The sequence below is a fragment of the Saccharopolyspora antimicrobica genome, from assembly GCF_003635025.1.
Lineage (GTDB): Bacteria > Actinomycetota > Actinomycetes > Mycobacteriales > Pseudonocardiaceae > Saccharopolyspora > Saccharopolyspora antimicrobica.
Genome location: NZ_RBXX01000002.1, coordinates 1937073 through 1958810, shown reverse-complemented (window position 1 = coordinate 1958810; position 21738 = coordinate 1937073). Strand labels below are relative to the sequence as shown.

At 70.0% G+C, this 21738-nt stretch carries 20 protein-coding genes; 7 read left to right on the top strand and 13 right to left on the bottom strand.

Annotation, left to right across the window (positions count from 1 at the left end):
- Positions 1–31 precede the first annotated feature (31 nt).
- The gene (rox, locus tag ATL45_RS09675; protein WP_093156035.1) at positions 32–1459 is read left to right on the top strand and encodes a rifampin monooxygenase; all 1428 of its coding nucleotides are present in this window, start codon (positions 32–34) and stop codon (positions 1457–1459) included.
- On the opposite strand, the gene ATL45_RS09670 is transcribed toward rox, so the two are convergent.
- From ATL45_RS09670 to ATL45_RS09635, 8 genes are all read right to left on the bottom strand, one after another.
- Positions 1460–1849 carry a hypothetical protein gene (locus tag ATL45_RS09670; protein WP_093155943.1) on the bottom strand — a complete coding sequence of 130 codons (390 nt, stop codon included), beginning with the start codon at positions 1847–1849 and terminating at the stop codon, positions 1460–1462.
- A complete protein-coding gene (locus ATL45_RS09665; RefSeq protein WP_093155942.1) occupies positions 1842–4649 on the bottom strand; it encodes an FtsK/SpoIIIE domain-containing protein in 2808 nt (935 codons plus the stop codon). The genes ATL45_RS09670 and ATL45_RS09665 overlap by 8 nt, the downstream gene beginning before the upstream one ends.
- Before the next feature lie 87 nt (positions 4650–4736).
- Positions 4737–4988, bottom strand: a complete 252-nt coding sequence (locus tag ATL45_RS09660; RefSeq protein ID WP_093155940.1) for a hypothetical protein — start codon at positions 4986–4988, stop codon at positions 4737–4739.
- Between the two features lie 4 nt (positions 4989–4992).
- Positions 4993–5253, bottom strand: a complete 261-nt coding sequence (locus ATL45_RS09655) for a hypothetical protein (RefSeq protein ID WP_093155939.1) — start codon at positions 5251–5253, stop codon at positions 4993–4995.
- A 397-nt stretch (positions 5254–5650) separates the two neighbouring features.
- On the bottom strand, positions 5651–6487 hold the full coding sequence (locus tag ATL45_RS09650) for a hypothetical protein (protein ID WP_246025253.1): 837 nt from the start codon (positions 6485–6487) through the stop codon (positions 5651–5653).
- A gap of 126 nt (positions 6488–6613) precedes the next feature.
- Entirely contained in the window at positions 6614–6955 is a 342-nt protein-coding gene (locus ATL45_RS09645; protein ID WP_093155936.1) for a PRC-barrel domain-containing protein, read from the bottom strand.
- Between the two features lie 227 nt (positions 6956–7182).
- Positions 7183–7986: an alpha/beta hydrolase gene (locus ATL45_RS09640; protein ID WP_093155934.1), complete on the bottom strand. Its 804-nt coding sequence runs from the start codon at positions 7984–7986 to the stop codon at positions 7183–7185.
- A gap of 138 nt (positions 7987–8124) precedes the next feature.
- Positions 8125–8799: a DUF4232 domain-containing protein gene (locus ATL45_RS09635; protein WP_093155933.1), complete on the bottom strand. Its 675-nt coding sequence runs from the start codon at positions 8797–8799 to the stop codon at positions 8125–8127.
- A gap of 367 nt (positions 8800–9166) precedes the next feature.
- Here ATL45_RS09635 and ATL45_RS09630 point away from each other — a divergent pair, with 367 nt between their 5' ends.
- Together ATL45_RS09630 and ATL45_RS09625 are read left to right on the top strand one after the other, a co-directional pair.
- Complete coding sequence (locus tag ATL45_RS09630; RefSeq protein ID WP_093156034.1) at positions 9167–9958, top strand: GH25 family lysozyme; 792 nt, start codon at positions 9167–9169, stop codon at positions 9956–9958.
- 434 nt (positions 9959–10392) lie between these two features.
- The gene (locus ATL45_RS09625) at positions 10393–11532 is read left to right on the top strand and encodes a hypothetical protein (RefSeq protein WP_246025252.1); all 1140 of its coding nucleotides are present in this window, start codon (positions 10393–10395) and stop codon (positions 11530–11532) included.
- Here ATL45_RS09625 and ATL45_RS09620 read toward each other — a convergent pair.
- Entirely contained in the window at positions 11487–12563 is a 1077-nt protein-coding gene (locus ATL45_RS09620) for a CopD family protein (protein ID WP_093155931.1), read from the bottom strand. The genes ATL45_RS09625 and ATL45_RS09620 overlap by 46 nt on opposite strands.
- Before the next feature lie 942 nt (positions 12564–13505).
- Between ATL45_RS09620 and ATL45_RS09615 the strand changes: the two genes are divergently transcribed.
- The 4 genes from ATL45_RS09615 to ATL45_RS09600 are packed head-to-tail and all read left to right on the top strand — an operon-like array spanning position 13506 to position 17784.
- Entirely contained in the window at positions 13506–14447 is a 942-nt protein-coding gene (locus ATL45_RS09615; protein ID WP_093155930.1) for a DMT family protein, read from the top strand.
- The gene (locus ATL45_RS09610; protein ID WP_093155929.1) at positions 14444–15673 is read left to right on the top strand and encodes a glycosyltransferase; all 1230 of its coding nucleotides are present in this window, start codon (positions 14444–14446) and stop codon (positions 15671–15673) included. Before ATL45_RS09615 ends, ATL45_RS09610 begins: the two co-directional genes overlap by 4 nt.
- A gap of 6 nt (positions 15674–15679) precedes the next feature.
- A complete protein-coding gene (locus ATL45_RS09605) occupies positions 15680–16615 on the top strand; it encodes an alpha/beta fold hydrolase (protein WP_093155927.1) in 936 nt (311 codons plus the stop codon).
- Positions 16612–17784 (top strand): glycosyltransferase family 4 protein, encoded by a 1173-nt coding sequence (locus tag ATL45_RS09600; RefSeq protein WP_246025251.1) that lies wholly within the window; start codon positions 16612–16614, stop codon positions 17782–17784. Before ATL45_RS09605 ends, ATL45_RS09600 begins: the two co-directional genes overlap by 4 nt.
- An 81-nt stretch (positions 17785–17865) precedes the next feature.
- Here ATL45_RS09600 and ATL45_RS09595 read toward each other — a convergent pair whose 3' ends face one another.
- The 4 genes from ATL45_RS09595 to ATL45_RS39575 form a co-directional block, all read right to left on the bottom strand.
- Entirely contained in the window at positions 17866–18276 is a 411-nt protein-coding gene (locus tag ATL45_RS09595; RefSeq protein ID WP_093155925.1) for a peptidase inhibitor family I36 protein, read from the bottom strand.
- Between the two features lie 321 nt (positions 18277–18597).
- Positions 18598–18954, bottom strand: a complete 357-nt coding sequence (locus tag ATL45_RS09590) for an SH3 domain-containing protein (protein WP_093155924.1) — start codon at positions 18952–18954, stop codon at positions 18598–18600.
- 292 nt (positions 18955–19246) lie between these two features.
- A complete protein-coding gene (locus ATL45_RS09585) occupies positions 19247–20842 on the bottom strand; it encodes a monocarboxylic acid transporter (RefSeq protein ID WP_093155922.1) in 1596 nt (531 codons plus the stop codon).
- Positions 20839–21585 carry a DUF485 domain-containing protein gene (locus ATL45_RS39575; protein WP_246025250.1) on the bottom strand — a complete coding sequence of 249 codons (747 nt, stop codon included), beginning with the start codon at positions 21583–21585 and terminating at the stop codon, positions 20839–20841. The genes ATL45_RS09585 and ATL45_RS39575 overlap by 4 nt, the downstream gene beginning before the upstream one ends.
- Between the last annotated feature and the right edge of the window lie 153 nt (positions 21586–21738).

The following is a 21738-nucleotide window of genomic DNA, read 5'->3' as shown; positions in this document are numbered from 1 at the left end:
CCGGACCCACCCTCGTCGGACGGGCGTTGTGATGATGGACGTGATCGTGGTCGGTGCCGGGCCGACCGGTTTGATGCTGGCCGCCGAACTGCGGCTGCACGGCGCGCGCGTGGTCGTGCTGGAGCGGGACGCGGAGCCGACCGAGGTCGTCCGCGCGGGCGGCCTGCACGTGCGCAGCATCGAGCTGATGGACCAGCGCGGGCTGCTGGAGCGCTTCCTCGCGCTGGGCACGCGGCACGAGACGGGCGGCTTCTTCGCGGGCATCGACAAGCCGTGGCCCGAGCGGATGGACACCGCGCACGGCTACGTCCTCGGCATCCCGCAGCCGGTCGTCGATCGCCTGCTGGCCGAGCGCGCCGTCGAGCTCGGCGCCGAGATCCGGCGCGGCTGCGAGGTGACCGGGCTGAGCCAGGACGAGGACGGCGTCACCGCCGAACTGGCCGATGGCACGCAGCTGCGCTCGCGCTACCTCGTCGGCTGCGACGGCGGCCGCAGCGCGGTGCGCAAGATGCTCGGCATCGGCTTCCCCGGCGAGCCCAGCAGGGTGGAGACGCTGCTGGGCGAGGTCGAGCTGGCCATGCCGCGCGATGAGCTGATGGCCAAGGTCGCGGAGGTCCGCGAGACCCAGAAGCGGTTCGGCGTGGTGCCGCTCGCGGACGGCGCGTACCGCGTGATCGCACCCGCCGCGGGCCTGGCCGAGGACCGCGCGGTGCCACCCACCCTCGACGAGCTCAAGGCGCAGCTGGTGGCGTTCGCGGGCACCGACTTCGGGGTGCACTCGCCGCGCTGGCTCTCCCGCTTCGGCGACGCGACGCGCCAGGCCGAGCGCTACCGGGCCGGTCGCGCGTTCCTGGCGGGCGATGCCGCGCACATCCACCCGCCGACCGGCGGGCAGGGGCTCAACCTCGGCGTGCAGGACGCGGCCAACCTGGGCTGGAAGCTGGCCGCCGAGCTCAACGGCTGGGCACCCGCCGGGCTGCTGGACAGCTACCAGGCCGAACGGCACCCGGTGGCCGCCGACGTGCTGACCAACACCCGCGCGCAGATGGCGCTGATGTCCCTGGAACCGGGCCCGCAGGCGGTGCGCAGCCTGCTATCTGAGCTGATGGACTTCGAGGAGGTCAACCGCTACTTGATCGAGAAGGTCACCGCGATCGGCGTTCGCTACGACTTCGGCGAGGGCCACGAACTCCTAGGTCGCCGACTGCGCGACGTGGGCCTGAAGCGCGGGCGCCTGTACGAGCTGATGCACGGCGGCCGCGGGCTCCTGCTCGACCAGACCGGGCAGCTCTCGGCGGGCGGCTGGGCGGATCGCGTCGACCACGTCGTGGACGTCAGCGAGGAACTGGACGTTCCCGCGGTGCTGCTGCGCCCGGACGGCTACGTCGCGTGGGCCGGCAAGGACCAGTCGGGCCTGGAGGACCGGCTGCGCAGGTGGTTCGGCGCGCCCACCGGCTGATCACGAGGACTTCTTGCGGCGGAGGAAGCCGGAGCCGAAGCGGAGTCGTTCCAGGGCGTCGTTGAACTCCAGGTACGCGGCCTGGACGGCGCGGACGGACTTCTCCGGCTTCGCGCGCGGTGCCGAGCGGTCGGGCTCCGGGAAGACCGAGCCCTTCATCCACTTCTCGTGCCACAGCGCCCGGATCGCGGCCTCCCACCGCGACTCCACGTCCTTGATGACCTTGTCGCGTTCCTCGGCGGCCGCGTCCTTGCGCTGCTGGCCTGCGGCGACCTCGTCGCTGAGCTCGGCCACCCGCGCTCGCTCGCGCTTGCGCAGCTGCTGCGCGGCGGTGGTCGCCAGCGCGGTCAGCTCCTTGTACCGGATCGACGCCGGAACCCGCTCAGTCACCAGCTTCCTCCAACACCTCGGTCTCCTCGGTGGCCCGCTGCCGCGGCACCTCCGGTTCGCCGAGGTCGAACGGCAGGATCACCTCGGGCCGGGAGTGCACGGCGCGGTCGAAGAACAGGCCGCGCCGCGCGCGCGGCGACCAGCTGACGATCTGCCCGGCCGCGAAGGTGGCCAGCTCCTGGCCGTGCACGTCGAAGGCGACCCACGCGCCGATGTCGTCCACCGGCCCCATGCCGAGGGTGTTCTTCACCCGCTGCACGCTGCGCCACCAGCCGATCACGTGCACCCGCGATTCCGGGCCCTGCTTGAGGATCTTCCGCAGCTGGTCGACGCCGCTGACGCGGGTGGTCGGGTCCTTGCGCTCCAGGGTCGTCTGCGCCGCGTCGGCGGCGTAGAGCACCACGCAGTGCGGCACGTCCGCGCCGGACCGGCCGTCGATCGAGCCCGCCACCTCGGTCAGCGTCGACTCGATGTCGTCCAGGCCGACCAGGTTCACCTCGTGACCGCTCGCGCGCAGCTGCTCGAAGACGTGCTGCGCGTCGTCGTCGACGTCGTCGAGCAGGCTGGCCACGGTGAACTTGATCCCGCCCGGAACGTGCTGGCGCGCCAGGGAGAGCGTCGCCGCGCCCAGCACGCTCACCGCGTCCACCCGGACCGAGCCGATCACCGCGATGTTGCGGCCCGGCGACCGGGTCAGGCGCACCGCGGCGGCGGTTCCGTCCACGTCGATGATCTGCCCGAGCAGCGCCTTCGGCGTGGACACCGGCGCGGAGAGCCGCCGGTAGTCGTCCAAAGTGGACAGCACGGGCAGGTTAGAGCCGTCGAACAGGCGCGGTGGCGCGGCGGATCCGTCCAGCTGCTTCCACAGCTCCAGCTGCAGCGCGTCGAAGGTGTTGCGCGCGGTGGCGTCCGGGACGCGGGCGATCTCGTTGCCGTGCTTGACGCCGGACTCGTGGTTGACCACCGCGTGCCAGCGCGGCAGCTCCATCGCGGCCGGGTTCTGCTCGCCCAGCACCCGGCGCGCCTTGGGCAGCGCGATCCGCAGGATGAACTGCTCGAAGATCGCCGGCTTGCCCCAGAACGCCTCGATGCCGGACACGTCCTGGCTGGCCAGCACGAGGTGGATGCCCTGCGAGCGGCCGCGCCGCGCCACGTCCTCCAGCAGCGCGGTGGCCTGCGCGGTGACGTTGTCGCGGTCGGCGAACAGGTACTGGAACTCGTCGATCACCGCGACGATCCGCGGCCACCGGCCGCCGGGGTCCTCGGTGCGCAGCTCTTCGAGCTTGGTGACCTCGTGCTCCTTGGCCGCCGCCGCGCGCCGCCGCATCTCGTCGGCCAGGAACCGCAGCAGCGCCAGGCCGAACTCGCGGTCGGTGTTGACGTTCACCCCGACCAGCTGCGCGTGCGGCAGCCAGCTCGGATCCCGCTTGCCCGGGGTGAACTGGGCGAAGGACACGCCCTCCTTGAAGTCCAGCAGGTACAGCTCCAGCTCGTCGGGCGAGTACCGGGCGGCGAGCCCGCCGAGCATGCCGAACAGGAAGTTGGTCTTGCCCGAACCGCTCGGCCCGCCGATCAGGGTGTGCGGGCTGCTGTCGCCGAGCGTGATCCACACCGGCTCGCCCTCGTTGAACCCGACCGGCGCCTGCAGCCCGGTCTTCGAGCTGTGCGCCCAGTACTGCTCGGGCACCAGGTCCTCGAAGGTGCGGACCCGCGCGCGGCGGGCCAGGAACGCCTCGCCGATCGTCGTGCAGGCCTTGGTGACCTCGTTGCGCGAGGGCGATTCGTCCAGCGTCACCACGGCTTCCGGGCCGGTGGTGCTGGTGCGCGCGCGGTCCTCGCCGATCAGGCGGACCGATTCGATCGCGCTGCTCACCGACAGGGACATGTCCACGACGATCAGCTGGATGCCGCAGGCGGGCCCGCTTCGGGCGATCCGCTGCAACTGCTGCTGCTGTTCCTCGCGCAGCGGCTCGCCGTTGCCGAACAGCACGCCGATGCGCCAGGGCTCGGAGCGGTGGCCCTTCTCATCGGCCAAGGCCCGCAGCGAGGTGTGCCCGCCGAGCAGCGCGCTGGTGTGGATCCGCCGGATGTGGTCCGACAGCGCGTCCAGCATCTCGTCCAGCCGCGTCGGGTCGTGCGCGGTGAGCAGCCCGGCGCGGGTCAGCGGGTACAGGCCGGGCAGCGTGCCGGTCAGCTGCGAGACGTCCCAGACGTGGAGGCGCACCGCGCCCGGCTGGAAGTGGCTGAGCAGCCGCAGCAGCAGGTCCTGCACCAGCGCTTCGGCGGATTCCGGGTTGCCGTCGGAGGTGATCCGCAGGTGTGCCTCGTCGAGCAGCGGGACGGCGGCGGGGAAGGGCTGCGGGTCCGGCGAATCCGGCACGATCGCGGTGCCGATGCGCCACAGCTCGGGCGGCGGAGCGGAGGACTCCCGCGTGCCGACCTGGCCGAGCCACTCCTGCCAGGGCAGCCCGGCCGAGCCGGGCGCCGCCTCGGCCACCAGCTGCGCCAGCCGGCCGGGCCCGTCGGCGGTCCACTCCGCGTAGACCTCGGCGCGATCGGCCAGCGCTTCCCGCATGGCGGCCTGGAACGCGACGTCGCCGGGATCGCCGATCTCCTGCGGGTCGCGCTCCGCCGCCGCGATGCCGGTCTGCGCGATGCGCAGCGCGAACTCCTGCTGCGCGCATTCGGCGAGGACCCTGGCGTACTCGTTCTCGGCGGCCCCGAGCGCGGTGGCGATGCTGGAGCGCAGGCGCTGGAACGCGTCTGTGACGCGGTCCCGCCGATCGTTGCGTTTACCCACACCCCACCTCGGAAGCAGAGTTACTGACCGTGATCAAAGTACCACCCGGCAGATGGCTGAGCGCGCGCCGATCGCCGGGCCGGTGACCTACAGCCTGGCGGTGAAATCGTGCAGTGCGCCCAGGATGTGCTCGATCATCTCCTGGGCCCGCTCGACCTGGTCGTCCGCGCGGTGCAGGTTCGGCGGCACCACGGTCTCCGGGTGCTCCGGATCGAGCTTGACCAGCGCTCGTTCCGCCTCGCCCAACGACTTCCGAGTGGTGCCCAGCAGCGCACCGGCATCCGTGAGGTGCTGTTCGACGATGTCCAGCGCCTGCGCGAGCTCTTCGAGCGCGGACACGGTGCTACAGCCGGCCCGCGTAGGCCTCGGCGGAGGACATGGTGGCCTGAATCGAGTTCTGCGCGCCGATCAGCGTCTGCACCACCTCGGCGAGCATGCCGTGCGCGTGCTGCATGTCCTCCTGCGCGCTGCCCTGGGTGGCGTTCACGAGCGCGGATTGGGCCTCTTCCAGCAGGTCGTTCGCCTGTTGCAGGGCGCCGACACCCTCCTGCATCTTCTGGTTGGCCAGCGAAATGCCTGCGCGAACTTCTTCCACGCCTGCCATGTGGGTCCGGTCCTCCGAGGTGGGGCGGTGCTGTAACGGTCCACAAGTTAGCTGCCTGCTCGGCGGACGGCGCAGGCAGGGTCATGCAGTTGATCACCGCCCGATTGCGGAGAGTGATCACCTGCGCGGTCGACCACTCGGCAGAGCGATAAAAGCCGAGAGTCTTCCGCGTTTCACGCGATTTCAATGGAAATCAGACCTCCAATTTCCATTGAAATCGCACTCGTTGTCCACGGTCGTCGGCGTGTCCGGAGCCGACACGCCGACGATTCCGACATGTGCCGGAAACGATTCCGACGGTCCGGTGAACCTCGGTGCGAACGCTGATCGCAATGCGCGGCGAGCGGGAACTGCTGCGCCCGGAGCACCCGGAGAGCAGCGCGCCGAAGACGCCGGGTCAGTCGCGGCTCGTGTCCACTGTGGATCGTGCGGTGACCTCGATCGCGGCGACGCCGGACGGGGGCATCGGCGCTGCCGACCACCGCGCGGTCGCACCTGCTCCGTCGGTCGACACCCGGGACCAGCCGCTGCCGCCGAGGGCCGAGGTCGCGCCGAGGACGATCTCCTCCGGTTCGCCCGCCGCTGGGCCGAGATCCAGCGAAACCCGCACCACCGGCGGTTCGACGGAGTACCCGACGATCTCGGTGGTGCGCGACAGGCGGCTGGCGACGGCGCGCGCGGGCCACTCCGCGCCCGCGCGGCGGTCGGTGACGACGTCCACCACCAGCGCCAGCCGGGGCCGGGCCCGGCCTTGCTCGTCGAGCTCGGCCACCACCGGCGGAGTCGGCGCGGGCGGCTCGTCGGGATCGACGGCCTCGGTGCGCCCGAACAGCAGCGAACCGCCCGCCCAGGCCTCGACCAGCAGCCGCTCCCCGCCGCGGACGAGCGCATCGACCAGCTCGGGGTGGTCGACCACGGTCCACGCCGTCGGCGGCTCGCAGGCCACCCGGTGCCGCGCGTAGTCGGGGCCCAGCTCGCGCAGGAAGTTGCGCACCGCGCGGGAGAGCCCGGCCACGTGCTGCCCGGTCTCCGCGCTGTCCCTGCTGATCGTGACCGACCAGCAGCCCGGCTCCTCGTCGGAGCAGTCGCCGGAGGCCACGACCCGGCCGCCGACCGTCTGCACCAGGTCGCGGCAGGCGGCGCGCGCGGAACGCTCGTCGTCGGCCCCGACGACCACGGTGATCAGCAGCTCGAGCTCGTTGTTGTTCTTCATCGCGGGGGAATCATCCCGCACGGGTGATCGGTAGGGCGAGCGCAGATCGGTTCGGGACGCCTGTGTCCGGCGTCATACCGGCACCCGTCGCGCCATCCCGCCTGGCCGGCGAAACGTGCTGCGGATCAACGGGATTCCGGTGGTCGGCTACTCCGGCAGCGGTTCGCCGGCGCTGCCCTGGTCCACGCCGTAGTAGTGGTAGAGGTCGCGCCCCTCCTCGGGGGAGAGGTGGCCGTGCTCGGCTTCGACGCGCGGCGCGTTCTTCACCCGCTCCTTGTCCACGTCGAGGTCGAGCCGGTTCTCCTCGGTCCTCGCGCCGGTGAGCGGGACGAAGGTCTCCCTGACCCCGAGCAACCCGATCCGGACGGTGACCCACTCCGGTTGCTGCGTCGCGTCATCCACGTAGACGTTGCCGACCCGGCCGACGCGCGTGCCGTTGCGGTCGAACACCGGTGTGCCGATCAGGTCCTGAGCGCGCTCGACGTTCATGGCTGCCTCACTCGATCCACCCCGACCGGGCGGGAGATCCGCCCGCCTGCCGACGCCAGTCAGCACCCATCAAGCTGCCTGCAGCACGGTCTACCTGCAACTGCGCAAGCGACACGCCTCACCCGAACGAGTAATGATCGAGAATATGGCCCCTGAGTGTTAATAGTGAAAAGCGCCCGCTGTTCAGGCGGGCGCCGAGGTTCCGACACGCGAAACGAATCGATCTCCTAGGAGTTCAGCTCGCGGCCGATGAAGGTCAGGACGTCGCTCATGACCTCGTCCTTGTTCGTCTCGTTGAACAGCTCGTGGCGGCCGCCGGGGTAGATGTGCTCGTGGAACTCGTCGCCGCGGATGCGGTCGATGCCGGTCCTGGTATCGGCCTCCGGCACCAGCTCGTCGTCCTCGCCGTGCACCCACAGCGTCGGCTTCTCCAGCGCGGGCCCGTCGTTGATCGCCAGCAGGCAGTTGTCGATCGCGCGCAGCGTCGGGCGCTTGAACGGGCCGTGCCAGACCAGCGGGTCCGCCAGGTAGGCCGCGCCGACCTCCGGATCGCGGGACAGCGTCTCGGGATCGATCGGGGTGTCCGGGATCTCGTCGTGTTCCAGCAGGTCCAGCACGTGCCAGGTGCCGAGCACAGGCGCGGAGAGCACCACCGCGGCCAAGTGCTCCTGGTGCTGCTGGGCGTAGCGGGCGGCGAGCATCCCGCCCATCGAGTGTCCGATGAGGACGATCGGGAGGCCGGGGTGCTCGGCGGCGATCTGCTGCCGCAGCGTCTCGAGATCGGCCACGATCGTCTCGGCGTCGGTGAAGCGGACCCGCTCGCCCTCCGAACGCCCGTGCCCGAGGTGGTCGGGCGCGTAGACCTGCGCCCGCGCGGACACCAGCTGCTCGGCGACCCACTGGTAGCGGCCGGAGTGCTCGCCGTAGCCGTGCGCGATCAGCGCGATCCAGCCCGGGTTGGTCGCGGCCCACTCGCGCACCACCAGGTTGCCGTGACGTCCGGTGATCTCTCGATCCGTTGGCTCGATCATGGTGCCACCACAGCACAACTCATCCGATCGAGCCAAGCGCCGCGCCGCGTTCCAGCGCGCCTCCGGATCACAACACCAGGTCAGGGCCGTCAGGCGCGTTGCGCTGGGCGCGCGCTGCCGCACGCCCAGCCGCCGGGATCACTGGTGGTAAGCGGTGCCGTCGATCTTGCCGAAGCCGCAGACCGGGCCGCCGTTCCAGGTGACCGGGAGCGGGTCGGTCTCGTCGGGCGGGATGACCTGCAGGCTGGCCGCGGTGGGCGCGCACGGCCCGTCGGTCGGCTCGCCTTCGTGCGGGACGGCCGTCCAGTGCAGCGTGGCGCTGGCTGACTCGCCGGGGCTCAGCGTGATCATCGACGGGCCGGGGTTCGGGGTGCGCTTCGCGTCGGTCGGCAGCGGCCGGCCGGACGAGTCGACCAGCTGCATCCCGCCGTAGCCGTACAGCGTGCACGTCTCGCCGCTGCTGTTGGTCAGCGTCAGCTCGGCGTAGCGCTGCCCGGCCCCGGCGTCCGGGTTCTGCAGCGAGCCGGTGAGCATCGAGGTGTGGCACCGGGTCACCTCGTCGGTCTTCGGCTTCGGCGCCTCCGGCGGCGGGGCCGCGGAGTTCTCGGTGGTGGGCGTCGCGGGCTGCTCGGCGGGCGGGTTCAGGTCCGCGACCGCCGACGGCGGTTCGGGCTGGCTCTGCGGTAACGGCGCCGAGATCGCCTGGCCCGCCGGGGTCGCTTGGCCGCAGCCGGCCATCAGCCCGGCGACCAGCAACGCCCCGGACGCCTGCAGCGTCCGCACTCCGATGGTCCGCAGTCGATGCGCGGTCATGACGACCACCTCCCGTCCCCGCCCTGCGCGGCGGGGTCTGTCGGTAACTGCTCTGCTGTTGGGTAGACGTGCGGAAGGCGGGAGGGTTGCCTGCGCCCCGCATTGTCCCCGCTTCACGGGCAGTGCGTTCCGTGGCGGTGGCTACGCCGCCGGGCTGAACCGGTGGAGGCCGTCGATCGGCTGATCGGGTGCATTTCGGATGGTGCGGTTACCCGATACGCGTAATTCCCGAGATGGGAATTGGCCGGCCCTCTTTTTGGGGTGGTCCGATCGGGTGGCTTTCTTGACCTGAACGGCGGGACTGCGGGTTTGTGCGAATTAGATATCTTTGGGCACCGCTAGCAGGCCGAGCTCAGGGGGTTTGATCATGGCCGAACGCATTCCCGGCATTGACGTGGCGCGATATCAGGGGGAGCCGAACTGGGGAGCGGTTCGCGGAGCCGGATACGTCTTCAGCTACATCAAGGCGACCGAGGGCATCGGGTACGTGAGCCCGACGCTCGACGCCCAGCTGGCCGGCGCTCGCGGGGCCGGGATGGTCACCGGGCTCTACCACTTCGCCCGGCCGGACACGAATTCCCCGCAGCAGGACGCGGCCGATTTCGCCGCGCAGCTGGCCCGGCTCAACTCCAGCGGACCCGGAAACCTGGCCCCGTGCCTGGACATCGAGACGGACGGGCCGAACCTGGGCGGCTGGGTGAAGGGCTTCATCGACGCCATCCGCGGGCACACCGGTCGCCACGAGGTCGTCGTGTACGCCTCGGCGTCGTGGTTCAAGGACAAGCTCGCCACCGACACCTGGGTGGATCCCGGCGTGTTCCTGTGGGTCGCCCACTACGGCCGCCCGCCGGGCGAACCGGGCTACCTGACCGACCGCGTGGTGATGCACCAGCACGCCTCCGACGGGCAGGTGCCGGGCATCGGCGGCAACACCGATCTGAACGTCTCGATGGTGCCGCTGGAGGTGCTCACCGGAGCCGGCGCGCCGCCGCCTCCGCCGCCGGCCCCGCCGGAGGAGACCTACGTGGTGCAGCCCGGCGACACGCTGTCGGAGATCGGCGCGAAGCTGGGCGTGGACTGGCGGGAGATCGCGCGGGTCAACGGCATCACCAACCCGGACCTGATCTACGTCGGCCAGGTGCTGAAGATCCCGCGCTGAGAGACGGTTTTCCAGGCGCGTTCTGCGTAGCGGTGCGGGTAGCGGAACCTCAGAGACTGCCTGGCTGCGGGATCCCGTTTTTATGTATGGCCCAATACACGGCAAACGGGCTGTCCTCGCCAGGCAGCCTCTGAGAACCTGCGGCGGTGCGAGCTGCGAGGGTGGGTTATGCGCTTGCGGCGCATGCGACAGCTCCTCGACGTGCAGTTTTGGGCTCCGCGGGTGCGGAAGCACCAGGATGGAAAGGCTGGCTGAGGTGATCGCTCAGCGGAACCTGAGCGCTTGAGCGCTACCCCGGTCTTGGCGCGAGACCTGGCGGAGGGGGCGCGGGTTTTCCAAACCGTTACTGCCGGGTGCTGCGATGACCGATCTCCCCGGCCTGATCCGCACTAGCGTCTGCGCGTGAACGTCGCGCGAGGCGGAGGTGAAACGCGATGACGGGAACGGCGGAGCTGATCCGCGGCCACTGGACGCGTGGTGAGCCGGGACGGGAGGCCCCGCAGCAGCTCGTGATCGCGCTCTACCGCTGGTGGGTCGTCGCGATGGCCCTCAAGATCGCGGGCGCGACCTGGGACATCTGCTGGCACTTCAAGTGGCTGCGCGACGATCTGGCGCCGCCGCACCTGATCAACACGGTCGGCACCGTGATCGTGCTGGGGCTGGTGGTCTTCCACACCTACACCGGGATCGGTGCCGACCGCGCCACGCTGCGCTGGATGCAGTGGGGGCTGGGCATCTTCCTGGTGGCCGCGCCGCTGGACGTGATCAACCACCGGGTCAACGGCCTGGACATCACCGCGTGGAGCCCGTCGCACGCGCTGCTCTACCTCGGCACCGGGCTGATGAGCATCGGGCTGATCCGGGGCTGGGCGCAGCACGGCCGCGGCGACCGGTACCAGTACCCGATCGCCTGCTTCCTGTGGTTCACGGTGCTGGACAACTTCCTGTTCCTGAACCAGCACCAGGAGTACGGCGTGCTGGGACTGGCCGCGTGGGACCGCGGCACGCCCTACGCCGAGGACATCCTGCTGCAGTTCGCCGCCGACGACCTGGGACGGCCGCTGGACCGGATCGCCGTCGAGTACTTCACGCTGCCTGTGCCGGACTGGGTGTACCCGTCGTGGGCGGTGCTCACCGGGCTCGGCACGTTGCTGCTCGCCCGGCGGCTGGTCGGGCGCAAGTGGACCGCGACCACCATCACCGCCGGCTACCTGGCGTTCCGCTGCGTCGCCTGGGGACTGCTGGCCGCGGCCGACTTCCCGATCTCCACCGTGCCGTTCTTCCTGCTCGCCGGGGCCGTGGCGATCGACCTGTCGTTCCAGCTGGCGGCGCGCATCCGGCCGCTGGTCGGCGCGGTGGCCGTGACCGCGGTGTCCTACGCGGCCCTGTCGGTGCAGGAGACCTACCTGGCCGCGCCGCCCTCGGACTACTGGTCGGCGGCGTACGTGGTCGTGCTGCTCGCCGGGCTGTGGTGGTTCGTCCAGTTCCTGCTCGACACCGAGATCGGGCGACGGCTGACCTCGCGGGCTCAGATGACGACCGGGGCGCGGGAGAGCACCACACCCAGCCCGTAGGCCACGCCCATCACCGCGACCTCGGCAGCAGCCCAGCCGAGGAGCGCGGTGCGCTGGTGGCGGGCGATGCGGGGCAGCAGGCGGAAGCGCATCTGCGACGCCACCGCGCCGAGCGCCACCAGGCAGATCACCTTGGCCACGATGATCTGGCCGTAGCCGGTGGTGAACAGGCCGAGCAGGCCGACGTTCGGCGTGATGGCCAGCGTCATCAGGCCGTTGAACAGGCCCGAGGCGCCGACCACGATGAAGGCTGTGGTGGCGAGCTTGGAGAACCGCGGCAGCGCCTCGACCAGCAGCCCGCGCCGCGGTGCGACGAACAGCGCGACCGCGGCCAGGCCGCCGGTCCACATCGCCGCGCCGATCACGTGCAGCTCCATCGAGATCATGCTGAAGTCGTGGTAGCGCCAGTCCGTGGCGTGGCCGGTCAGCGGGATCGGAAGCAGGCCCAGCAGGGCGACGATGGTGCGCAGCTCGGCGGGCACCGACTCGCCGAACCGGATGGCCAGCAGGCCCAGCACCGCGCACGCCAGACCGGCACCGGCGCTGGCGAGCAGGCCCGGACCGGCCGGGACGTTCGCGACGTAGTCGACGAGCAGCTCGAGGGTCGCGCTGCGCTCCGGGCTCAGCTCCGCGGCCTGCAGGACCAGGGAGACCAGGGCGGCGAGCATCCAGAGCAGCGCGGTGATCACGGTGGCCCGCCGGGCCAGTGCCATGATCGGTTCGGTCTGCTTCGGGCGGTCGAAACCGATCAGCTTCGGCAGCAGGCTCATGCCGACGGTGGCGAGCGCGGCGAGGTCGAGCACGACCCGCGCGGCGGGCAGCCCGAAGCGCACCAGCGCCGGCGGGTCGGGGAGGCCGGGGATGGTGCCCACGGCGGTGTAGGCGGTGGTGATCAGGGCAGCGAGCAGCGCTCCGCCGACGAGGGCGAGCACCACGGCGGTCTTCGCGCCGGCGGTGCTGCGATCCGCAGCGTCGCCGGGACGATCCGGTTCCGCGGTTCGTCTGGCAACGGCATCAGAATCGGCGGCCACGCATGCATCGTCTCACCCGGATGAGCGGCTATTCAGGAGCGGGCACCGAAGCCGATGACTGGTCGTGACTGAATTGTTTCGGTGCGCGAGTTCGCGATCGGCGGCGTGATGTTGGCGATGTGTAGCCTCGGTCACCGTGAGCGGCCCGAATAGTTGATCTTCGAATTCGATGAATTCCCAGTTCGCACCGCGTTTCAAGGCGTTGTTGTGATTGGCCGGATCGGCCGGTTCGGCAATCCGCGCGACCGCCCGGCCGAACCTGGTTGTGTTGCTGACAATGTCCTCAGCATCGTTGTTCTAGAGTCGACTGCGTGTATCCGGCGGCCAGCGCAGAAGCGCACGCGGAGGGCGCGCCCGGCGCAGCTCGACCGTGCGCGGGCGAAGCGATTCCGGAACCTGTGCGGTTCTTTCCGCTCGATTCGTCGCGTCGTCGGCTTTCGTTCACCGGCTCGGTTCACGCTTATTCGTCCGGTGTTTCACGGAGCGCTGCATTCACGTTGCGCACCGCACCGGCCTGTCAGCGACCCAGGGTGTCCACGGAGATCCCCCGAGGTGCTCAGGTGCATCTGCGGGATTTGCGTTTCACCTGGTCAACGCGGATCGAAGAGGTGTTTGCCAGGTGCTTTCGCCCAGTCGCGCGCGCCACGCCGCGAAGTGCGAGCCTGGAACGTCTCAGGGAAATTGGGGGTCCGACCCCGGATGTGAACCGGACCCGCGAAGCGCGAGATTGAGCGGTGTGGACGGACAGCGAAGGCGGGAACCGCCGGATCCGACGCGGACAGCAGACCGGGGCGGCGGATGCCGCGAAGCCTCGACAGCGGGACGTGACATGGGTCGCCGACTAGGGTGTTCGGTAGTCGAACGTTCCCGCAGCCTGCTGAAAAGGACTGACCCGGTCGTGCAGCACCAGCCCCTGAACCCGGCGACTGGGCGTGGTCCGCGATGACTGCGCTCGCGGTGCTGCTCGCTGCCCTGGGGGCGCTCGGGAACGCGATCGGGGCGCGCATGCAGCACGCCGCGGTCCACGACACGATGGACGGCAACGGGCTGGGCCTGCGGGTCCAGTCGAAGCTCGTCCGCAACCCGCGCTGGCTGATCGGCCTGGCCGCGCTCGGCGGCGGCGCCGTTCTGCACGCCTGCGCGCTCGGCCTCGCCCCGCTCAGCGTGGTCCAGCCGATCGGCGTGCTCGCGCTGCCGACGACCGTGCTGCTGAATACCCGCCAGCAGGGCATCCGGGTTCGCGACCTGAACCGCAACGTCCTGTTCGCGGTCATCGCGGCCACCGGCGGCGTCGCCATGTTCGTCTTCCTCGCCGCCGGCAGCGCGACGGCCACCCCGGTGGCCGGCGATGCGCAGCTGATGGCCACCCAGCTGGTCGCTACCGCCGTGCTGGCGGTGGGTGTGCTGGCGATGCTGACCCGGTCGAAGGTGCGCTGCATCTTCTTCGCGGCCGGGTGCGCGATCGCCTACGGGTACGTGTCGCTGCTGATGCGCGCCGTCGCGCAGCAGCTCGGCACGACCGACCTGCTGGACATCAATCCCCTTCCACTGCTCGGCATCGCCGTGGCGATGGTCGTGGGTGGCTGGCTGCTGCAGCACGGCTACGCCAGCGGCCCGCCGGACCTCGTGGTGGCCTGCCTGACCGTGATCGACCCGCTCGTCGCGGTCGGTCTGGGCATCGGGCTGCTCGGCGAGGCCGACCTGGTCAGCGCCTGGACCGCCACCGGTCAGATCGTCTGCGCGGTGGTGGCCTGCATCGGGGTGTTCGCGCTCGCGCGCTACCACCCCGACACCCAGGAGCGGCGCGTGCCCGCTCCGGTGACCGGCAGCAGTGATCTTGCCGGACCGAGTTCGACAGATCGTCCTGACGGGAGTTCCTCTTGACTTCGCAACCGCTGAGCCGACCGATGCGGATCGTGGTCGGTGCGACCACCTACCCGCCCCACGTGAACGGGGCGGCGAACTTCGGTCACCGGTTGGCGACCGGGCTGTCCGCCCGCGGCCACGACGTGCACGTCATCTGCCACTCGTCCGACCGGTCCGAGCACATCGAGGTCGCCGACGGCGTGACGGTGCACCGGGTGCCCTCCTACGGCTCTCCGTTCCACCCGGAGATCCGCGGCATCATGCCCTGGCAGGCCCGCCGCGCCGACCGGCTGCTGGCGGAGATCCAGCCCGACGTCGTGCACGTGCAGTCGCACTTCTTCATCTGCCGCGGGCTGATCAACTCTGCCCGGCAGCGCGGCCTCCCGCTGGTGGCCACCAACCACTTCATGCCGGAGAACATCTTCGGCTACATCAAGGTCCCGCAGGTGCTGCAGGACGCCGCCGGCCGCCTGCTGTGGCACAACCTGGTCAAGCACTACAGCAAGGCCCAGCTGGTCACCGCTCCCACGCCCCGCGCCGTCCAGCTGCTGCAGGACAACGGGTTCGCCGACATCGCGCTGCCGGTCTCCTGCGGCATCGACGTCCAGCGGTACCGGCGGCCGGCCAAGCGCTTCCGCGCCCAGAACCCGGACCCGGAGACCCGGACCGTGCTCTTCGTCGGACGCCTCGACGAGGAGAAGCACATCGACGACCTGCTCCGCGCGATGTCGCTGCTGCGCACCAAGGCCCCGACCAGGCTGGAGATCGTCGGCAACGGCAGCCGCCGCGCCGCCTTCGAGCAGCTCGCCGCCGACCTCGGGATCGCCGACCGGGTGCAGTTCCACGGCTACCTCGACGACGACGAGCTGCTGGAGGCCTACGCCCGCGCCGACCTGTTCTGCATGCCCAGCATCGCCGAGCTGCAGAGCCTGGCCACCATGGAGGCGATGTCGGCGGGCACGCCGGTCGTGCTGGCCAACGCCATGGCGCTGCCGCACCTCGTGCAGCCGGGCCAGAACGGCTGGCTGTTCCCGCCGCGCGACGTGCACGCGCTGGCACGCGCCATCGACGACGTGCTCGTCGACCGCGCCACGATCGACCGGATGGGCGCGGCCAGCGAGCGGCTGGTCTCCCGGCATGACATCGACGAGATCCTCGGCCGGTTCGAGTCGATCTACCACCACGTGGTCGACCCGGAGGGCGCCGTCGAGCTCGACGAGATCCGCACCGAGCTGGCGAGCTGAGCCACCATGACCATCCCGGAACTCCAGCCCGTCGAGCGGGTGGCGCGGATCAGCGGTGCCGACCTGCACTACTGGACCTACCGCGAGGACCTCGCCGAGCCACGGCCCGGAACGACCGCCGCCGGCACCGGAACCGACGAGCCGCCCGAAGCGGCCGAGGCGGACACGGTGCTGATGGTGCACGGGCTGCGCGGCACCCACCACGGCTTGGAACTCGTCGCCGCCGGGCTGCCCGACCACCGGGTGGTCATTCCTGACCTGCCCGGATTCGGGGACTCCGGGCCGATGACCGGGCAGCGCCATGACGTCGCCGGCTACGCGCGCGTGATCACCGAGCTGATCGAGCAGCTCGGCGGCCGGCAACGACCGGTCGTGCTGCTCGGGCACTCGTTCGGCTCGATCATCGCGGCGCGGGTGACCGCTTCGGCACCCGAGCTCGTCCGCAGGCTGGTGCTGATCAACCCCATCGCCACCCCGGCGCTGCGCGGGCCGCGCGTGCTGTTGTCCGGGTTGACCTCCGCCTACTACACGCTGGGCAAGCGGTTGCCGCTCCGGGCCGGGCACTCGCTGCTGAGCAATCGCTGGGTGGTGCTGGCGGCGAGCCGGGCGATGACGCGGACCAAGGACAAGCAGCTGCGCGAGTTCATCGACTCCAACCACCTGCGCTACTTCAGCCGCTTCCACAGCCCTGCCCTGGTCAGCGAGACCTTCGACGCCTCGACGACGCACACCGTCGCCGACCACGCCGACGACATCCAGTTGCCCACCCTGCTGATCGCCGGGGAAACCGACGAGATCGCACCGCTGGCGGGCCAACGAGCGCTCGCCGCCCGGATGTCCGATGCCGAGCTGGTGGTGATCCCGAACGTCGGGCACCTGGTGCACTACGAAACACCGGGTCCGGCGGCCGAGGCGATCCAGCGGTTCTTGGGAGCGCCATGACCAGCGTTGATGGTGAGCACGCGGCGGATGTTGCCGGGCTGCGCGCGGAGCGGACCGGGACGATGACCGTCGTCGTCGACGCGCGCTGGACGCGCACCGACCAGCACGACGGGATCAGCCGCTACGGGGCGAGCCTGATCGAAGCATTGCACCACCTCCATCCGGTGACGATGTTGATCCACGACGAGCGGCAGCTGCGGTTGCTGCCGGAAGGTGTTCCGCACCTGAAGGTCAACAGCCCGTTCTCACCGCGCGAGCTGTGGCTCTCGCGCACGCTGAACCGGCTCGGCGCCGACGTGGTGTTCAGTCCGCTGCAGGTGATCGGGGGTTTCCGCCGCAAGTACCGGCTGGTTCTCACGCTGCACGACCTGATCTACTACCGGCACCCGGAGCCGCCGGGATTCCTGCCGCTGCCCGTCCGCGCGGCGTGGCGGCTCTACCACAAGGCGTTCTGGCCGCAGCGCGTGATGTTGAACCGGGCCGACGCGGTGGTCACGGTCAGCGAGACGACGCGGCGGCTCATCGCCGAGCACCGGCTGACCCGGCGTCCGGTCACGGTCGTCCACAATGCACCGTCGCCGCTGCCCGATGACATCGACGTGCGGGAGAACGGCGCGCAGGACGTTGCACCGGCCGGGGAAGCCGCGGGCGGTCCGCGGGAACTCGTGTACATGGGTTCGTTCATGCCGTACAAGAACGTGGAAACCCTGATCGCGGGCATGGCACTCCTTCCCGGGTACCGGCTGCACCTGGTCAGCCGGATCGCGCCGCAGCGGGAAGCGGAGCTGCGGGCGCAGCTGCCGCCGGATGCGGACGTGGTGTTCTGGCGGGGCATCGGGGAGAGCGACTACCAGCGGCTGCTCGGTCGGGCCAGCGCGCTGGTCACCGCTTCTCGGGACGAGGGTTTCGGACTGCCGGTCATCGAGGCGATGAACGCGGGGACGCCGGTGGTCTGCAGCGACCTGGAGATCTTCCACGAGGTCACCGGCGGCCACGCGGAGTTCTTCGACCCGGGGTCGTCGAAGGACTTCGCCGCTGCGGTGCGCCGGGTGGAGGACGCCCGGGTTCGTGCGGACCTGGTTGCCTCTGCTCGCGGCCAGGCGGCGGAGTTCACCTGGGCCAACTCCGCCGAGCGACTGCTGGAGCTGATGCGGGACCTGGTCCGCTGACCGACCGCGTGGTGGTCCGGAACGGGCTGGTGCGAGCCGGCCGTGGATGCCGGTCGGGCCGCCACGTGCCGAACCGCTCCGTCAGTGCGACCAGACCTTGATGGCGCGGACCACGAACGTCGCCTGTGGCGCGTGCGTCCCGGGTGGGTAGGTCGCGAAGTCGGCCTTGGTGTCGCAGTGCGGATCCTGGTACGCGGTTACCTGGTGACCGGTGTTGTTCACAAAGGACAGTGCCTCGCCCTCGTGCTCCAGCGCGATGCACCGTTCCATCTCGAACGTCGAGTCGTGGATGCTGATGTCGTGCCGCCGGCCGGCGTGGTCCTGCTCCGTCCAGACGCAGAAGTTGCCGCTGGGGCAGGGGTTTTCGGGTGGTGCGGAGGCTGCGTGCGCGTTGTTGGCGCCGATCAGCACCGCGGCCATGGCCAGCAGCACGGCGAGGAACACACGCACGGTCCAGTACGAGCGGTTCGTGGTGGTGGTGAACGAAGACATGCGAAAAGCCCTTCTCGTTGGGAAAATCAGGAGTTCGCGGCCCGATTCGGCCTGCTGGGAACAAGATTCCCGAACCGCTGATCGGAACGCCAGCAAATAAGCTGGATACACCCCGACCGGGTGGACTTTGCCGCCCGGCGAGTTCCGGCGGCGGACTCGCGGCTCGGCGATCCGCCCGGTCGCGCGCCTGCGCAGGCTGCGGCGACCGGAGTTGGGCCCGGGGTCCAGGAGCCGGCGGCGGATCTGCGGCCGGGGCCGTCGGTCACGGCGGGCCGGGCGAAGCCGGGAGAACCGCCGCTCCTCCGCGCGAATGCGCCGGATTCAGAGGTAGCACGCGCTGACGAAACCGGTGATCGAGGTGCGCCGATTCGTGATTTCGAACCATTCCGAATTGTTCGACCCGTCCGCGCAGCGAATGGCCTCACCGGGCACCGAGCGGAGGATCGAGGCGCGGTCACCAGGACTCCCCGAACCGCGTGCGTCGGAGCTGGTGCCGGGTGCCGAGCGGATCCGCACGCCTGGCTCCGCGAAGTCGCTGACCTGCGTCTGATCTGCGGTCTTCGCCAGCGCGTCCCGGATTCCGGCGACGATGGTGCCCAGCTGCGCGCCGAGCCCGGACAGCGGGATCGCGGCGGCGACGAACGCGCTCAGCAGCGCATTGCGAATGGCGGTGCGCATCGTGTCCCCCCACTTCCGCCCGCCGGAACGCCCATTTCCCCCTGCTATTGCCGAGGCGATCTCCTTCGAGCGGGTAGAACTCCATTTTATGGAGAATTTTGGGCGCCCGGCAGTATCCGATTGGGTAGAGCGAATTCGTGCGCAGCGCCCGGATTTCCGGTGACCGTGCGCGACGGATTCAGGCCGCCGCGCACCACCTGTGGGGGAGCCGCGGTGCGCGCACGACGGTGCGTGCCGGGAACGCCGGAGGCCCCAGGACCGGGTCGTCCTGGGGCCTCCGGCGGTACGTGCGTCAGCCGACTCGGGAGCCGATGCCGGTCAGCGACCGGACCTCCATCTCCGCGCGGCGCTCCTCGTCCACCTCGTCGCGGCCACCGAGGAAGGTGCCGATGATGCCGCAGATGAACGAGATCGGGATGGACACGATGCCGGGGTTCTTCAGCGGGAAGAACGCGAAGTCCACACCCGGCAGGATCGAGTCCGGCGCACCGGAGACCACCGGCGAGAAGATCACCAGCAGCAGGCAGGAGCTCAGGCCGCCGTAGATGCCCCACAGCGTGCCGCGGGTGTTGAAGCGCTTCCAGAACAGCGAGTACAGCAGCGTGGACAGGTTCGCCGAGGCCGCGAAGGCGAACGCCAGGCCGACCAGGAACGCGATGTTCTGGCCGTTGACCACGATGCCGCCGAGGATCGAGGCACCGCCGATGACCAGCGCGGTCATTCGGGCCACCTTCACCACGTCGTCGGAGTCGACGTCGCCGCGGCGGATCACGTTGGCGTAGATGTCGTGCGCGAAGGACGCCGACGCGGTCAGCGTCAGGCCGGCGACCACCGCCAGGATCGTGGCGAAGGCGACCGCGGCGACGATGCCCAGCAGCACCGTGCCGCCGATGCGGTAGGCCAGCAGCGGCGCCGCGGAGTTCTCCGCACCGGGCGCGGACTGGATGGCCTCGGTGCCCACCAGCGCGGCCGCGCCGTAGCCGATGATCAGCGTGCAGATGTAGAAGGCCGCGACCACCCAGATCGCCCAGGCCACCGAGCGGCGCGCTTCGCGGGCGTTGGGCACGGTGTAGAAGCGCATCAGCACGTGGGGCAGGCCGCCGACGCCCAGCACCAGGGCCAGCGACAGCGAGACGAAGTCCAGCTGGGTCAGCTCGGACTTCCCGTACTGCACGCCGGGCGCGAAGATCTCCCGGCCGTTCGGGTTGTTCTCCGCGGCCTGCAGCAGCAGGTCGGTCATGCTGTAGCCGAACTTGCCGAGCAGGAAGATGGTGATCAGGGCGACGCACAGCAGCAGCATCGCGGCCTTGATGATCTGCACCCAGGTGGTGCCCTTCATGCCGCCGACCAGCACGTAGACCATCATCACCAGGCCGACCACCGCGATCACCAGCGCCTGGCCGAACGCGCTGTGCACGTCGAGCAGCAGGGCGACCAGACCGCCCGCACCGGCCATCTGGGCGATCATGTAGATGATCGTGATGGCCAGCGTGGAGGCGGCCGCGGCCGCGCGCACCGGGCGCTGGCGCATCCGGAAGCTGAGCACGTCGCCCATGGTGAAGCGGCCGGTGTTGCGCATCCGCTCGGCCACCAGCAGCAGGTTGATCAGCCAGGCGACCAGGAAGCCGATGGAGTAGAGGAAGCCGTCGTAGCCGTAGATCGCGATGGCCCCGGCGATGCCCAGGAACGAGGCCGCGGACAGGTAGTCGCCGGAGAGCGCGATGCCGTTCTGCGCACCGCTGAACGAGCTGCCCGCGACGAAGTAGTCGCTGGAGCTGCCGCGGCTGCTCACCCGGTACACGATGAACAGCGTGATCAGCACGAACGCCGCGAAGACGGCGGTGTTGATGATCGCGCTGTCGGCGGGGATCAGCTGCTGGTCGTTCATCGCTGGAGATCTCCCGCGTCCTGTCGGAGCTCGTCGACCTTCGGATCGATGTGGCGGCGCGCGAACCGCAGGTAGAGCATGGTCAGCCCGACCGTGGTGACGAACTGGGCGACGCCCAGCACCAGGCCGACGTTGATCTCACCGATGAGCGGGCGCGCCATGAATTCCCGGGCGTAGGCGGCGACCGCCACGTACCCGATGTACCAGATCAGGAAAAACGCCGTCGCCGGGAAAACGAACCATTTCAGCCGCCGACGCAGCGCTCGGAATTCCGGGCTCTCCTCGATGGTCCTGAAATCGAGGCGTTCCGGGGTGGCTCGAACCGCGCTCTTGTCGATTCCTCCGAAGGCCGACCGCGGATTTCCGGGCTGGTCACCTGGGCTGCCGCGCAGCGCGGATTGCGTTGCGTTGCTCATGCTTCCTTCCTGGAACTTCGCGGTGGGCCCGCCGGGCGCGCGCGGGCGGCGGAGGCGGGGAATTCTAACCACTTCCCGCGCGGGATCAACAGTGTGGTGATCACCACGCGGGCCGTTGTTTTCCAGGGTCTCAGGTGGGCTCGGCGGGCCTGCACCGGGATCGTGGTTACTGTCTGGTACTGCCAGGTCAACGGCTCGAAAGCGCTGGTGGGATCTGATCGACCAGGCTTTTCGGGGCGGAGTCGGCGGCGAGGCGGCCGGAACTCTAGGCTGAACGAGTGAAAACGATGGCGGTTCTTCGCCGACATCGACCACTGGGCGTGACATCCGCTGATTGTCGTAGTCGAATGGTAAAAAGCCCCCGGTACTATCCCGCCACCAGGGGCTTATAGTGCTTGGGCAGCGAAAGACAGCCGCTGACGGGAGAGGTAACGGTTCGGTACCGGTGTCGCAAATGTACCGGCCGGAGATGCTATTGGT